Origin of the sequence: Streptomyces sp. NPDC001351 (assembly GCF_042896045.1) — a bacterium.
GTDB lineage: Bacteria > Actinomycetota > Actinomycetes > Streptomycetales > Streptomycetaceae > Streptomyces.
Genome location: NZ_JBIAWS010000010.1, coordinates 287,664 through 301,742, shown reverse-complemented (window position 1 = coordinate 301,742; position 14,079 = coordinate 287,664). Strand labels below are relative to the sequence as shown.

Sequence of the window (14,079 nt, the reverse complement as noted above, 5' to 3'; positions counted from 1 at the left end):
CCGTTGCCGCTCCAGGAGCGCAGGCGGTCGGCGATGTCGTAGACGGTGAGACGTAGGGCGCGGATGTCGGAACTCCTTGAGCCACGAGGCCGAGATCAACCACGTGTCCGGCGGGAAAGGCATCCCACAGCATCTGCTCGGCTTCGGACAGACCCCGCCCAGACATAGGCCACTCCCCCACGACGCCATTCGGGCCATCCGTTTGTGACTCCCCCTCGGGGAGATGCCCCGCCCGCTACTGCAGGTTCCGACGCACACGCCGGAACTGCCGCGTGGACTTAACACCTCGCCCGGAAAGGCGCCCCCCAGCTGGCCGAGGAAACCCGCGCCAACCAACAGCTGACTGCCCGCTCCGAGCGCTGGTCGCAGATTGAGCCTGCTGGCTGTGCATGACAGGCTCATGCCCTGTGATTGATGAATTCGCGAAAGAGTACCTGCACAGCGATCTGCGAGAGATTCGCGAGGCGATGCTCTGGAAGCTCGACGGGCTCTGCGAGTACGACGTCCGCCGCCCCCTGACCTCGACGGGAACCAACCTTCTCGGCCTGGTCAAGCACCTGTCGATCTTAGAGGCCCGGTACTTCGGGGAGGTCTTCGACCGACCACTCCCCGAACCTCTGCCCCGGTGGGACGACGCCGGAGAGCACGGCGCCGACATGTGGGCGACCGAGCACGAGACACGCGAAGAGATCACTGATCGCTACCGTCGCGCTCAGGAGCACGCAGACGCGACGATCACTGCGCTCGCCATCGACTCCCCCGGCTACGTGCCCTGGTGGCCACGCCCCAACGTGAAGCTATTCAACATCCTGGTTCACATGCTTACCGAGACCAGCCGGCACGCCGGACACGCTGACATCCTGCGCGAACAGCTCGACGGCTCGACAGGGACAACAGCCGGACGCGCGACCCCGCAGCCTGACACGGCTGTCTGGGAGGCCCAAATCGCGAAAATCGAGCGGGCCGCCAAAGCAGCCGCCCTCAAGCCCGGCCACTGATGGCGATTCCTGAAAACGGCTCTGGCCGCAGTTCCGTGAACGGAGTTGCGAGTCAGCGGGAGGGCGGAATGGCAGGCCAGGGAAGCCCTTCGGGTGAGCTGTCGACTGGGCGTCCCGCCTTCACGTAATCGAGGTACTCATCCTGAACCACACCGGTGTTGACCCACCTTCCGCGCAGGGCTCCAGTGACCTCTTCGGCGGCTGTCAGGGCGGAGAGCGGGTCGTCGCGAGTCGCGACGAGGCGGCCGAACTCCTCTTTATCGTGGTCGGGGTCCAGGGGCGGGAACTCGACCAGATCGACGAAGGTCTCGTGACCGACATCTTCCCGGGTGTGCAGGAAGATGTCGTAGCGGTTCATGACCGGTCTGACCTCGACGTAGCGGATGCCGAGACGCTCAGGTGAACCGGCAGGACCGAGAAACTGCTCGACTGGTCGGCCCCTTCGCAGGGCCCCAAGGGCGAAAGACTCTGCCAGATAGCGCACGTAAGAAGCGTAGAGGGCCGGCCGGGACCTTCCGTGGTCTCATGGCTGGGTGCGGATTCGGCCTCGGAGGAGTTCGAACGAGGCCCGGCCGTGAGGCTCCTAGAGCTGGGCATACAGTCGGGCCCCATGAAGTCGCCACAACCCACGGATCCCCAAGCCGAGGCCGCACAAGGCCGTATCCCTCTATGGCTTGCCCCAGAGGACTTGCGCTGGCTGGCGCAGCACTGCTGTTGCGCCGACCACGCAACCGACGAAGACAAGGACCGCTGCGGACGCCTCCGTTTCCGGGCTAGCGCAGCCCTACACAAGCATCAGCACTCGGCATGAGCACGTAGGCCGTCACGGAACTGCGGCCAGAGCCATTTTCAAATAGCCCCATCAGGCCTGGCGACCTAGTGCTGGATTCCTCTTTCACTGGGTATGTGTCCTGGTGGCGGGGTTGTTCGGCTGCTCGGGGGCGGGTGCTGGACGGTGGTGTTACGGGCACGGCCGAGCCGTGACGAGAGCGAGGAAGGGCTCGTGCATCGGCTGGCGCGGGCGCGCAAGGCGCCTCGTGATGTGGTGATGCGGGCACGGATGGTCGAGCTGAGCTGGTCCGGACAGGCTGGAGGTGGAGGACACCTTTGCGGTCCATGTGGGGTGGGACCAGTACCTCTACCTCAGCAGCAGCCGGCCTTGCGAGGAGGCGCTGGAGCGCACCCGCGGGCTCGGGCTGTTCCGAGAACGCATGGTTGTGTCCCCGTACGCTTTCGAGGACGAGGAGGAAGGCGTGCAGCGGCCTGGAGATGATGAGTTCTGGTCCGACGTGCACCGAGCCGCCGCCACAGGTTGCGCCGGAATCCTGGAGGAGACGTATCTCGATGGCGCCTCGCGGTGGCACCTGCTCACCCGCGAAACCATTTCAGCGGTGCGTGCCGGACTGGCTCCCCGGGCCCGCCTGGCCGTCTGGCCCCCTTGTCTGGTGACATCGACGCCGTCCTCGGCGCCCTGCCCGAGGACGGACTCGTCGAAGGCGTATGGCAGGACAAGAGCGGCCGCATCCACAGCGGCATCGCCGACGAGGACGATTTTCCGGAACTGTCCGCCCGGATCTCCAGTGCCTCGGCCGCCGCGCTCCTGTCCGTATACGAGGGCGAACGTGTACCTCTGTGCACCGCTGTCATGCCCGACAACGACGGGGTTCTACGGGCTCGTTGGCGGACCGAGCCGACGCCGAGCGACCGGGACTGGGCACTTGGCCGTTGCCACGGGTGATAGGGCTAGGGCCGAATCATCCGGGGATCACCGCAGGTCATCTGCCTAGCTCCCGACAGGATTGGCGACTGGCCTCCTGTGAGCGCTACTTGACGGTGACGGCAGCTATACGAGCGGACCGCCTACGACGTGATCCGGATGCTGCCGCGCGACGGGCGCCCCGCTCGGCGACGCGATTGCGCACTACGGCCGGATCGCCAAGACCCTGCACATCCTCCGCCTGGCCGACGAACCAGGCTACCGCAAACCTCAGTGACCGCCCGCCCATAGTTCGCATCGAGGGGCAGCTGAGGCAAGGCTTGCACGGGGTGCCGTCGGCGAATTCGAACGCCGCAAACTCTCCGGCGGCACCTGCGCCCGCGCCTACGGCACCGCCTGCATCCATGAACACGCTTGCATTCGTTGCTCGCTTCTCCGGCCGAACCCGGCCCAGCGCAGCCGGTTGGAGGAGATCCGCGACAACCTCGTCGCCCGCATCGTCCAAGCTGAGCGCGAGGGCTGGCCTGGGGAGGTCGAAGGGCTCCGGATCAGCCTGGCTGGAGCAGAAGACAAGCTTGCTCAGATGGGCCGACGAGCTTCCGGTGGTACGGCGATCGACCTCGGCATGCCGGGCATAGCCACAGCGCAAGCCCCCAGGTGGAAGGAACGGCTTCGCTGCCACACTCGCTGGATGACCAGCAATGACATCAGGTTCGACTGCCGACACCGTGGCCACGGCGGCCCGCTCGTGATCGTCCCCCGCATCGACGGAGTACCACTCACCGAGTTGATCGACGGGTTCGAGATCGCCGCCGGGATGCAGCCCGCAGGTGACGCCTATGGCGGTCTGATCCCGGAGTTCTTCCGGTTCGGCCCGATGCAGGATCACTTCCTCGGACGGTCCACCAACGCGATGGGGCCGAAGACACCCATTCTCGGTTGTGAATGCGGAGAGTGGGGATGCTGGCCGCTCATGGCCCGCATCACCGCGACGGCCGACTTCGTGACCTGGGACGCCTTTGAGCAACCGCACCGTAAGAGCCGCAACTATGTGGCATTCGGTCCGTTCCAGTTCGACCGTCACCAATACGATGACGCTTTGCAAGCCCTGAGCGCGGTGATCGGCTCCGACGTCGACGACACGTGCGGATGAGCGCCACCAGGCGCGGCCTGCTGGGCTGGGCACGGCTCCCTCGCCACCGCCCACCCCGCCGACCACCGCCACACCCTGGCCGGGTCCCGACCGGAATACGCCACCGCGGCCGCCGACGCAGGGCCCGTTCCCGGCGTATGTCAGCGCCCGTCTCTACGTCAGCCTCCCGTGACACACAGGGCCTCACCGACCTAGGAGCCACCACCGGCGAAGGCCGGATGAGCACCGGCCCGCACGAGCCCCGACGCCCGGGTCAGAACGCCGTGTGCACGAACCAACGGTCCAGGAGCCCGGTGTCCCCCGATACCTCGAAGACCGGCTCCCGATGGGACCGGCGGCCGTAGAGCAGCAGCAGGAGGTCCGCGGCCGGAGCCCGGACCCCCGCGGAGTCCGCCGTCCCGGGGCCGCTCCCGCCCGCCACTGGCCGGAAGCCGTCCGGCTCCAGCTGCACCCGCCACTCCTCGCCGACCGTGCCACCGGCGTCCGTGCACCCGAACGCGAGGACCTCGCCGTCGCCGCGCAGTTCGGTCACCCCAGGCGCGAAGATCCCCGCGTACGGCAGGTTCACCAGGAACTCGTCGACGCCGTCCGCGGCCAGCTCCGGGTCGACATCGGCGTCGCGGCCGACGGCACGCTCCGCGTCCACCCGGTGCACCAGCGTCTCGAACAGCATCCTTCGGGCCCAGAACCGCGCATGCGGGTCGGCGCCCCAGGTCCACATCGCCGCACCGGGATCGGTGTCCCGCAGCACAGCCTCCACCGCGGGCACGCCCAACGTCAGCCAGTCGGCGTAGTCCCGCACGTTTTCGGGAAGCCTCAGCTCGACGTCCCGGTCGCGGGGAACCTCCTGCACCCGCCGGGACAACAGGACGCAGAACCAGCGCTGCAGCGCTCCCACGTGCCGGGTCAGATCGGCCAGGGTCCAGCCGGGGCAGGACGACACAGCGCCGGCCGGGTCGGCGTCGCGCACCGCGTCGGCGAACCGGCGAGTCTCCCTCCCGATCGCCTCACAATACGTGTCGTACGGCAGGGGGTGCCCCGCCTGGTTCGTCGTCATCTGCAGCCGCCGTTCTTTGCCGTGCACTCGATCTCGCGATCAGTGTGGCGGCTGGAGCGCACTCGAAGGTGAATCGGCCCCGGAGGTCAGTGGGCGGACAGCCCGGTGAGGGCCAGTTGGTCCGCGATCCACGGGTCGTACACTGCCTGGCCCTGCTTCAGCGCCGTTTACCAGCCCGAAGAAGCCGACGAGCCCACCGGCTACTGGATGAGCAACCTGCCCGCCACCACTCCCATCGCCGATCTGGTGCGCTTCGCGAAGATGCGCTGGCGCATCGAGCACGACTACCGCGAACTCAAACACGGGCTGGGCCTGAACCACGTTGAGGGCCGCACCTGGCGCGGCTGGCACCACCACATCGCCCTCGTCACCGCCGCCCAGACCTTCCTCACCCTGCGGCGCTACGACCCAAAAGCCCTCACAACAGCCTGAGCCTCTACCAAGTCCTCGACGCATTACAAGGCCTGCTGCAGTGCTGGACCGGCACCTGCACCACCTGCGGCCGCCCCCTCACCAGAACCAGAATCTAACGAGCACTACTAGGTCACTGACTGCCGGACGCGGCCGGCTCCTGGCGCAGCAGGTCGGACCGGGTGTCGGCAAAGTCGAACGCCCGTCGGAGGTCTTCCACGAGGGCGGGCTCGATCCGGTAGATGCGTACGCGGTCGTCGAGGTCGAGCACGCGGGTGTTGTTGTCCGGGCCGATCCGGCGCCGTACCGCGCGGACGCTGGTCAGCACCCCGCCGATCTTTCCCTGCCCGAGCTCGACCACTGTGACTGTGCACGATAGGTGGCCCGGATGGTCAAATGCATGCACAGTTCGGGGCCCCGGCGTCACCGGGTGGCTGGCGAGTGGCCCAGCACCCCTCGCGCAGCAGAGCCGTGCACGGCGCCCCATCGACAGGAGGCCGTCATGGGCGCAGGCGCCGTCAGTGGTCATGCGCAGCACACGACCTTCGGAGCGGCGCGTTCCTGCAATGGGGAGGCGAGTGGAAGGCTTGGGGCATGTCCTTGCGACCATGGCGGGACCTCCGGCGGTCCTGGCAGCCGGGTCACGCGCCCGCGCTGATGGTGATCCCTCTGGGCCTGATCGTCGCGGTCTGTGTGGTGGACGTGTTGGCTCCGCCACACATTCACCTCGGCCCTCTGCTGGTGGCGGCGCCGGCGATCACGGTGGCGTTCGCGGGCGCTCGCGTGACGGCTCTGATGGGAGTGCTCGCGGTGGCGGCCCAGGTGCTGATCGGTGTGCTGAGGGAGAGCCTGTCCTCCGCCAACATCCAGGCTCAGATCACCGCTCTGGTCGTCGTCTCGGCCGTCTGTGTCGGCATCTGCGTGCTGCGGGACCGGCGTGAGCGACAGCTGCACCGGGTGCGGTCCGTCGCCGAGGCGGCGCAGAGCGTGCTGCTGCAGCCCTTGCCCGGCCGCGCCGGCCCGCTGCGGATCGCCGGCCTGTACATTCCGGCCGAGGAGGAAGCCGATCTGGGTGGGGACCTGTACGCGGCCGCGCGGACTGATCACCACAGCACCCGGCTCCTCATCGGCGACGTCCGCGGCAACGGTCTGGCCTCGATCAACAACACCGCCCTGCTGCTCGGCGCCTTCCGTGCGGCCGCCCATCGGCAGGCCACCCTGCCCCGCCTCGCCGTCCACCTGGACGCCGCCTTCCGCTGGGACAGCAGCCAGTGGCGCTCGGGGACGGAACAGGACACCGACGAGGACTTCGCCACGGCGATCCTGCTCGACATCCCCGACCACGAGCCGGTCGTCCACCTCATCAACTGCGGGCACCCACCGCCGCTGCTCCTGCGCGGCACTCACGTCACCGCCCTCACACCGGAGGCGAGCTACCTTCCGATCGGACTCGGCGGCGCCTTCGGCATGACCGCCTACGAGGTCCAGACGTTTCCGTTCGAGGTTGGCGACCTGCTCCTTCTGTACACGGACGGCGTCATCGAGGCACGTGACGCCGGCCACCTCTTCTACCAGCTCACTGACCGGGCGCCCTCTTGGACCAATGACGACCCTGCCGAGTTCCTGGGCGCTCTCCATGACGACCTTCTGGCCCACGTCCACGGCCACCTGGACGACGACGCGGCCGCAGTCGCGATCCGCCGCCTGGCCCTCTGATTTTCGGTCCTGGTCAACCTCCGGGAGGAACGACTTTCGAAGGATGGTCAGCCAGCGGGCTGGCTACCGCGCACATAGGCCAACTACCGCGCAAATGGGCCAACCAGCGTGCTCAACGTCCACCTATCGTGCTCAGTCACACCACCTCTGCGATCACGCCGTCGACGGCGAACAGACATCGAACATTTGCTCGAATTCTGGGGTATGGTGGGTACCTGGAGAGGCGCAGGTCAGGCAGGGCGTACGTGAGGGGCAAGAGGTGCGGGGCGGTGGATTTACTCATCTGCACGTGGCCTCCGGCTATTCGGCCCGCTAGGGCGCCTCGCTGCCCGGCGCGCTGGTCCAGCGTGCTGCGGAGCGCGGGATGACGGCGCTGGCCCTGACCGACCGGGATACCGACGCGGGCACGGTCCGCTTCGCCCAGGCCTGCTCGGACGCCGGCATCCCGCCCGTGTTCGGCGTCGACGTCGCCGTCGCCCCGCACCGGCGCCGCCCGCGTTCGCCGGTCCGTGACGGCGCGCACGTCCTTGAGCCGCCGCTGCGCATCACGCTGCTCGCCCGGAACGCCTCCGGGTGGACGCGGCTGTGCCGCCTGGTGTCCGCTGCGCACGCGCAGGCCGACGTCGGCCGGCCGATCCTGTCCTGGCCCTCTTTGCGTGAGTTCGCCAACCAGGACCTGGTGGTGATTCTCGGGCCCTCCTCCGAACCGGTACGGGCCCTGGCGGCCGGGCGCCCTGACCGCGCCGAGCAACTGCTCGCGCCCTGGCGCGAGCTGGCGGGGACGGGCTGCGGCTGGAGGCGGTGTGACTGGGACGTACGGGCACTGGCCCGGGGTCGCTGCGCCTGGCTGCGCGGACCGTGGGCCTGGCCGACCAGCTCGGTGTCCGCGCGGTGCTGACGAACGCGGTCCGCAATTCTTCCCAGCTGGGGCTTCCAACGGACTGAGCCCGTGACGTTCGCTCACCTTTTCACGGGCCCCGTACGGTGAGGATCCTCGAGGTAAGCGCGCCGGCCGCAGCGCCTTCCAGTACGGTGCGCAGGGTACGGCCCATTTCGCGCAACCGTGAGTGATCAGGTTGGTCCTCCCCCACTTCTAGGAGGACCGCGGCAGCCAATTGACGGACCGTGCGCTGCTGGCCAGCGTCCAGGTCAAGCACAGGCAGCGCTTCGGCGATGGCCTCGGCCAACTCCTCCAGGGCCGCCCGGAGCGTCTCCCCGACAGTTCCAGGCGGCTGAGGGTGCGGACCGCGGCCGGCACATGGGTGGCGTCGGTACGCTGCCGACCCCCGCCCTTGAGCAGGCCGGCCTCCCCGCTTCGGCCAACGGGCACGTCCGGTTCGGCGGGCAGGGACGGGAAAACCGGCACTGGAAACGGTGCACGGCGTCCCGTCCCCCACCCAACACCTCGAACTCGACGGCCGCGGCGCGGAGATGCTCTTTTAGGTTCTGACCGAATGCGAGGAGAAGAACAGCATCGCGATCGCCCCCAACGAAGCGTGCACGAAAGCTGGTCAAAGATCGTGGGATGTCGCCAGGAGACGGTCCCTGAGTCACGGCCGGGGCCTCATGTCATGGAGCGCGCACGGGTTCCTCCGCGTCGGGCCCCTCCCAGAATTCGGGGCCGAGGGTGTCTTTCAGCAGGGCGTACATACTGTTACGGAACTGGGCGGTCACGAGCCACGGCCGGGTGAAGATTCGGATCCCTCCGACCTCGCCCGCATCGTTGAGCGTGAAGATCTCGACCAGTTGCTGAACATTGCCGCCGTCCACGTATTCGTCGATCACCACCGCGAATCCCGGCCGACCCTCAATGTCGAGAACGGCACGCACCTTGAGGTCTCTGAAACTGTGCGCCGCCGCTTTGAGGACGGGCTCGACGACAGCTTTCCCTGTCGGCTCTTCGCGCAGGATCGGGGAGTACAGGGTGACGTCCTGCGCCAGCGGCGGGACGGCTGGATGGTCCACCCAAACCGGTGGCGGCCCTTCCGGGGCATACGGTCCAGGTCCTAGGCTCGGGTCTGCGAGAGCGGGGTCTGTCTTCGCGATCACTTCGCGCAGAATGGCCATGAACGGCCACGGCCGACCGTAGACGTCGATCGCGTCAATCAGGCCCGCAGCGTCGCGCCGGGCCAGCGCGACGATCTCTGTCTCTCGTCCGCCGGGGCTCGCGCTGTAGACGACCCCCTCCACCTCATCTCCCGTGAGCCGGACAGTAGCTTCAGGCGCGGCGAGCGCCTGCTGGTACGTACCGAGCGCTGCCGAAGCCGCGGCACGACCGGCGATGCGGGGCGCAGCCAGTGGAGTCGCGAGAGAGACGTCTTCGGCAAGCGCTGTGGGGACCCGTCCCGAAAGTGCGGCGTTCAACTGATCCGACATCACAGCCCTCCTCGTAGTCACGATCAAGGCGAGCCTGGGCTTCGGGGCATACTCGGGCGCGAGGTCGTGCAGGCGCGCTCGGCGCCGGCGCCCTAAAGGCCACCAAGAACTTTCTGACGTGCCGCGGCTGTACCCAGGCGGTGTCACGGATGGGTGCGCCGCAGCTAATCGCAGTAGGTTCGACGCCGCCTTTCCAGCATGCGCCTGGAGCGTGGCGCGGGCATGTTGAAGGACATGGCCGCTCCTTTGACTGGGATCGAGCGTCTGTGCAGGTCGCGACTCCCGCTGCGACCTCCATAGCCAATCCAGAGGTTTACATGCTCTGGTGATTCGCAGCCGCCACGGGTGCTGCGATCTGTCCGCTGGCGCACTGGCGGCCGGCCGTACGACGCTTTTCGAGAGCGTCAAGCCTGATCGAGGAAAGCCCTGCAAGGGCGTCCCTTCTGCTCTTCGCTCGGGGAGGTTCCGTAGGACCAGACCCGCCACAGCGCCCCTAACGGATATGGGAGCCGTCGACTCAATTGGCGCCACACACCCGACGCAGGCCGAAGCGATGCACGAGTCATTCCACAAGGACAGCCCGCGCCGGTTCGCCCGCCCATGGTTCTCCTGGGCCAATGCGATGTACGCCGAACTCGCTCTGGGCGTCGGCGGATCGGCACACTCCCCTGGTGGGCGGCCCGCACAGCCGACTGACGCCACCGCGAGATGAGGGGACGTCAGCGCGTCACTTCGGTGCCGAGCGCCAGTCGGGCATGTCCTCGAAGTGGACGTCGTAGCGCTCCTGTTCGGGGAGCAGCGACTCGAACTTCGCCTCGCCGCGCCCAAACGCAAGAGCAGCTTCGGTCGAGCATGTAGAAGACCACATGAGAGATCTTGTGGTGGTGCGGTGGTGCTTCATCGGCGCCGGTCAGGACAACGCTACCTACAGGAGGCGAACGTATCGACCTGAACGGTGGAGGACTCCGCGGGACCCCTTCTTTGCCGGTGAGGCTTCCGACCGCTATGTCTCCCCCTGTAACGTGCAAGAAGACCAAGGGACCAATCGGGACGAAAGCTGGCAACCGTGGTGGATCCGGAGCATGGACCGGGCCCCGGGGACAAGGTCGGCTTGCTCGGGCGCCAGGTCGAGTGCGCCGTCCTCGACAGGCTCGTCGACGCCGTCCGTACGGGAGAGAGCCGCGCACTCGTGATCCACGGGCCGCCCGGCATCGGCAAGTCGGCACTGCTGGGACACCTGACGGACTCGCCGGGCGACCTGCGTGTGCTGCGCGCGGTCGGCGTCGAGTCCGAGAGGGAGCTGCCGTTCGCGACACTGCACCAGCTCTGCGTGCCCCTGGTCGACCGCCTGGAGAACCTGCCCGCCCCGCAGCGCACCGCGCTCGAGACCGTCTTCGGGATACGCGCGGGAGCGCCGCCCGACCGCTTCCTGGTGGGCATGGCGGTGCTCAGCCTGCTGTCCGACGCGTCGCGGAAGCGCCCGCTGCTGTGCCTGGTCGACGACGCCCACTGGATGGACCGCGCCTCGGCGCAGGTCCTGGGCTTCGTCGCCCGGCGCCTCCTGGCGGAGTCGATCGCCCTCGTCTTCGGCGCCCGTGAGCGCGCCCCGGATCTGCTCGGACTGCCGGACCTCGAAGTCACCGGACTGCGGGGCGCGGCCGCGCACACCCTGCTCGAATCCGCCACGCACACCCGCCTCGACCACGACATACGCAGCCGGTTCGTGGCGGAGACCCGGGGCAACCCCCTCGCCCTCCTCGAACTGCCCCGCGCCCTGTCCGTGACCCAGCTGGCGGGCGGCTTCGGACTGCTGACCACCGACACCGTCCCGGGCCTGGTCGAGCAGAGCTTCCTGCGCCGGATCGAGGACCTCCCCGAACAGACCCGGCTGCTCCTGCTGATAGCCGCAGCCGACCCCGTCGGCGATCCCGCCCTGGTATGGCGCGCCGCCGATCAGCTCGGAGTGACACCCGAGGAGGCACTCGCCGACGGCACGGACGGCCTACTGTCGTTCGACCTGCGCGTGACCTTCCGGCACCCGCTGGTCAGGTCGGCCGTGTACCGGTCGGCCACGGAGAGCGAGCGCCGGTCGGCACACCTGGCGCTGGCGGAGGCCACCGACCCACGGGCCGACCCGGACCGCCGGGCCTGGCACCTGGCGTCCGCCACGGCCGGCCCGGACGAGTCGGTCGCCGCCGAGCTCGAACGCTCCGCCGGACGGGCCCAGGCGCGGGGCGGACTCGCCGCCGCGGCCGCGTTCCTCCAGCGGTCCGTCGTCCTGACCGTGGACACCTCGCGACGCGCCGAGCGAGCTCTCGCGGCCGCGGGCGCCAGCCTCCAGGCCGGCGACCTCGACGCCGCCCGCCGCTTCGTCGACGTGGCCGGCCAGAACGCCTGGGGCGATTTCCAGCGCGCGCGGACGCACCTGGTCCGCAGCCAGATCACCTTCGCGGCCGGCCTCAACCGTGACGCGCCAGGGCTGCTGCTCACGGCCGCGCAACGACTCGAACGGTTCGACGCGGACCTCGCCCGCGAGACCTATCTGCTCGCGTGGGGCACCTCCGCGCTGGTCGCCGCCGACGCCGTCAGCCTCAGGGCGATCTCCCAGGCCATGGGAGAGCTGCCGCGGTCGACGGCGCCGCCCCGTGCCCTCGACCTCGTGACCGAGGGCTACGCGCTGCTGGTCACCGATGGCCGCGCCGCCGCCGTACCCGTCCTGAAGCGTGCGGCCGCCGCGCTCGCGGATCTGCCCGCACACGACCTTCTCAGGTGGGGCTGGGTGGCCAACGGGGTCAGCGCGGCCGTCTGGGACGACCGGGCCATGCGCACCATGTACGGCCGGGCCGTCGACGTGGTGCGCGCCGCGGGCGCCCTCACCGAGCTCCCGTTCTGTCTCGCGTCACTGGGAATGGCCACCACCTGGACCGGGAACTTCCCCGGGGCCGCGGCGATCGTCGACGAGGCGGACGCCGTCGCCGCGGCGATCGGCGTTCCCATCGCCCCGCACGTCAAGCTCCGCCTCGGTGCGCTGAGGGGCCGTACGGCCGACGTCGAGCCCCTCATCTCGGCCACGGTCGAGGACGCCGGCGCGAGTGGCCGGCTGATGGGGGTCACCGTGGCCCAGTGGTCGGCCGCCGTGCTCTACAACGGCCTGGCCCGTTATGAGCGGGCACTGGCCGCCGCGCAGACCAGTGCCCGGATCCCCGAACTGTGGGTCTCGGTCTGGGTCCTGCCCGAGCTCGTGGAGGCAGCTGTCAGGGTCGGCGAGGCGAAGGCCGCCGGCGGGGCTCTGGAAGGGCTCACGGACGCGGCGGAACCGTGCGACACCGACTGGGCGCAGGGAATCCTGGCCCGCTGCCGGGCCCTGCTGAGTGACGGTGCCTCCGCGGACGGCCTCTACCGCAGGGCGATAGAACGGCTGGCCCGGACGCGCCTGCGCCCCGAGCTCGCGCGGACCCATCTGGTGTACGGCGAGTGGCTGCGCCGTAAGCGCCGACGGGTCGAGGCACGCGAGCATCTGCGGACCGCGTACACCATGTTCGCGGCCATCGGGATGGAGGCGTTCGCCGAACGAGCCCGCCGGGAACTCCTGGCCAGCGGGGAGTCGATCCGCAAGCACAGGCTGGAGACGACCTCGGGGGACGAGCTGACGCCGCAGGAGAAGCAGATCGCGCTGCTCGTGCGCGACGGCTTCTCCAACCCGGAGGTGGGCTCCCGGCTGTTCCTCAGCCCGCGGACGGTCGAGTGGCATCTGCGGAAGATCTTCACCAAGTTGTCGATCACCTCCCGCAGGCAGCTCCGCGACGCCCTGCCCCGCAGCGCGTACGAGCCCGCACCGGAGCAGGGGTTCAGGGGATGAGCTGCTGGCCGCCGTCGACGTCGTAGGTCGCCCCGGTCAGTGCCGTGTTGGTCATCAGGTGCAGCGCCAGTCCGGCCACGTCCGACGGCCCTACGACGCGTCGGATCGGCAGGGTGGCGCGGAGCTGCTGCCGTCGCTCCTCGAGTGCTTCGCCGAGCAGACGTGCGGACAGCGGGGTGTCGACGAAGCCCGCGGCGATCGCGTTGACCCGGACCGGCGAGATCTCCAGGGCGGCGTTCGCCGTGATGACCGGGAGCGCGGCGGCCGCGATGGCCGCGACACTCAGACCCACGCCGGGACGACGGGCGTACGTGCCGGTGACGAAGGTGAGCGATCCGCCGGGCGCGACACACGTCGCACACTCCCGTGCGATGCGCAGCGAGCCCAGAAGGTGTTCCTCCAAGACGCTCCGGACCTGCTCGAAGTCCATCTGGGCGATCGACGCGTATGTCGGCCCGCCACCCGTCACGAGGACGTGGTCGACCGGTGCGGGCAGCTCGCCGAAGAACCTTTCCAGTCCCGGGGGGTCGCTCAGATCGAGGGTCGCGGCCGAGGCTCCGAGTTCGTCCCGCGCGGTATCGAGCCGCGCCCGGTCGCGACCGGTGATGATGATCTTCGCGCCGGACGCGCGTGCCTGGCGTGCCGTTTCCAGGCCGATGCCCGAGCTGCCGCCGATGACGACGACCGTGCTTCCCGACAGATCGTTCACTGGTCCTCCCTACGGGCCCGCGCGGCGGGCGCGAGCCGGTGGTGCGGGGACACATCCTCCGGACCAGTCTCGGACGGTCCGGC

12 protein-coding genes and 3 pseudogenes are annotated in these 14,079 nt (G+C 69.1%); 9 read left to right on the top strand and 6 right to left on the bottom strand.

Annotated features, from left to right (window positions below; genetic code table 11):
- The first annotated feature begins 407 nt into the window (after nt 1-407).
- Nucleotides 408-998 (top strand): DinB family protein, encoded by a 591-nt coding sequence (locus tag ACFY1U_RS34320; RefSeq protein ID WP_390698037.1) that lies wholly within the window; start codon nt 408-410, stop codon nt 996-998.
- 52 nt (nt 999-1,050) lie between these two features.
- Here the strand turns inward: ACFY1U_RS34320 and ACFY1U_RS34315 are convergent, their stop codons facing one another.
- Nucleotides 1,051-1,482 (bottom strand): hypothetical protein, encoded by a 432-nt coding sequence (locus tag ACFY1U_RS34315; RefSeq protein WP_390698036.1) that lies wholly within the window; start codon nt 1,480-1,482, stop codon nt 1,051-1,053.
- 954 nt (nt 1,483-2,436) lie between these two features.
- Here ACFY1U_RS34315 and ACFY1U_RS34310 point away from each other — a divergent pair.
- The 3 genes and pseudogenes from ACFY1U_RS34310 to ACFY1U_RS34300 all read left to right on the top strand — a co-directional run bounded on the left by ACFY1U_RS34310 (nt 2,437) and on the right by ACFY1U_RS34300 (nt 3,868).
- A complete protein-coding gene (locus ACFY1U_RS34310) occupies nt 2,437-2,736 on the top strand; it encodes a hypothetical protein (RefSeq protein WP_390698035.1) in 300 nt (99 codons plus the stop codon).
- 120 nt (nt 2,737-2,856) lie between these two features.
- Nucleotides 2,857-2,983 (top strand): annotated as a pseudogene (locus ACFY1U_RS34305) (Tn3 family transposase); the annotation flags it as partial.
- 195 nt (nt 2,984-3,178) lie between these two features.
- Nucleotides 3,179-3,868 carry a hypothetical protein gene (locus ACFY1U_RS34300; RefSeq protein WP_390698034.1) on the top strand — a complete coding sequence of 230 codons (690 nt, stop codon included), beginning with the start codon at nt 3,179-3,181 and terminating at the stop codon, nt 3,866-3,868.
- Nucleotides 3,869-4,121: 253 nt separating this feature from the next.
- Here ACFY1U_RS34300 and ACFY1U_RS34295 read toward each other — a convergent pair whose 3' ends face one another.
- Nucleotides 4,122-4,925, bottom strand: a complete 804-nt coding sequence (locus ACFY1U_RS34295) for a maleylpyruvate isomerase family mycothiol-dependent enzyme (RefSeq protein ID WP_390698033.1) — start codon at nt 4,923-4,925, stop codon at nt 4,122-4,124.
- A gap of 174 nt (nt 4,926-5,099) precedes the next feature.
- On the opposite strand from ACFY1U_RS34295, the pseudogene ACFY1U_RS34290 reads away from it, so the two are divergent.
- A pseudogene (locus ACFY1U_RS34290) lies at nt 5,100-5,357 on the top strand (transposase); the annotation flags it as partial.
- Between the two features lie 112 nt (nt 5,358-5,469).
- Here the strand turns inward: ACFY1U_RS34290 and ACFY1U_RS34285 are convergent.
- Complete coding sequence (locus tag ACFY1U_RS34285; protein WP_390698032.1) at nt 5,470-5,697, bottom strand: hypothetical protein; 228 nt, start codon at nt 5,695-5,697, stop codon at nt 5,470-5,472.
- A 233-nt stretch (nt 5,698-5,930) separates the two neighbouring features.
- Between ACFY1U_RS34285 and ACFY1U_RS34280 the strand changes: the two genes are divergently transcribed.
- Complete coding sequence (locus tag ACFY1U_RS34280; protein ID WP_390698031.1) at nt 5,931-7,052, top strand: PP2C family protein-serine/threonine phosphatase; 1,122 nt, start codon at nt 5,931-5,933, stop codon at nt 7,050-7,052.
- A 325-nt stretch (nt 7,053-7,377) separates the two neighbouring features.
- A pseudogene (locus ACFY1U_RS34275) lies at nt 7,378-7,964 on the top strand (PHP domain-containing protein); the annotation flags it as partial.
- Nucleotides 7,965-8,621: 657 nt separating this feature from the next.
- Here the strand turns inward: ACFY1U_RS34275 and ACFY1U_RS34270 are convergent.
- The gene (locus ACFY1U_RS34270; RefSeq protein WP_390698030.1) at nt 8,622-9,428 is read right to left on the bottom strand and encodes a hypothetical protein; all 807 of its coding nucleotides are present in this window, start codon (nt 9,426-9,428) and stop codon (nt 8,622-8,624) included.
- Between the two features lie 502 nt (nt 9,429-9,930).
- Between ACFY1U_RS34270 and ACFY1U_RS34265 the strand changes: the two genes are divergently transcribed.
- Entirely contained in the window at nt 9,931-10,140 is a 210-nt protein-coding gene (locus ACFY1U_RS34265; RefSeq protein ID WP_390698029.1) for a glycoside hydrolase family 125 protein, read from the top strand.
- Nucleotides 10,141-10,155: 15 nt separating this feature from the next.
- On the opposite strand, the gene ACFY1U_RS34260 is transcribed toward ACFY1U_RS34265, so the two are convergent.
- Nucleotides 10,156-10,296, bottom strand: coding sequence for a hypothetical protein (locus ACFY1U_RS34260; RefSeq protein WP_390698027.1), 141 nt, complete (start codon nt 10,294-10,296; stop codon nt 10,156-10,158).
- 198 nt (nt 10,297-10,494) lie between these two features.
- Between ACFY1U_RS34260 and ACFY1U_RS34255 the strand changes: the two genes are divergently transcribed.
- Nucleotides 10,495-13,287: an ATP-binding protein gene (locus tag ACFY1U_RS34255; RefSeq protein WP_390698026.1), complete on the top strand. Its 2,793-nt coding sequence runs from the start codon at nt 10,495-10,497 to the stop codon at nt 13,285-13,287.
- Here ACFY1U_RS34255 and ACFY1U_RS34250 read toward each other — a convergent pair.
- Nucleotides 13,277-13,996, bottom strand: coding sequence for an SDR family oxidoreductase (locus ACFY1U_RS34250; RefSeq protein ID WP_390698025.1), 720 nt, complete (start codon nt 13,994-13,996; stop codon nt 13,277-13,279). The two genes, ACFY1U_RS34255 and ACFY1U_RS34250, sit on opposite strands and share 11 nt — an antisense overlap.
- Between the last annotated feature and the right edge of the window lie 83 nt (nt 13,997-14,079).

Excerpts from the sequence above, each read along its gene's own strand:
- ACFY1U_RS34295 (WP_390698033.1), bottom strand. The coding sequence starts at position 4,925 with ATGACGACGAACCAGGCGGGGCACCCCCTGCCGTACGACACGTATTGT.
- ACFY1U_RS34280 (WP_390698031.1), top strand. The coding sequence starts at position 5,931 with ATGTCCTTGCGACCATGGCGGGACCTCCGGCGGTCCTGGCAGCCGGGT.
- ACFY1U_RS34270 (WP_390698030.1), bottom strand. The coding sequence starts at position 9,428 with ATGTCGGATCAGTTGAACGCCGCACTTTCGGGACGGGTCCCCACAGCG.
- ACFY1U_RS34265 (WP_390698029.1), top strand. The coding sequence starts at position 9,931 with ATGGGAGCCGTCGACTCAATTGGCGCCACACACCCGACGCAGGCCGAA.
- ACFY1U_RS34260 (WP_390698027.1), bottom strand. The coding sequence starts at position 10,296 with ATGTGGTCTTCTACATGCTCGACCGAAGCTGCTCTTGCGTTTGGGCGC.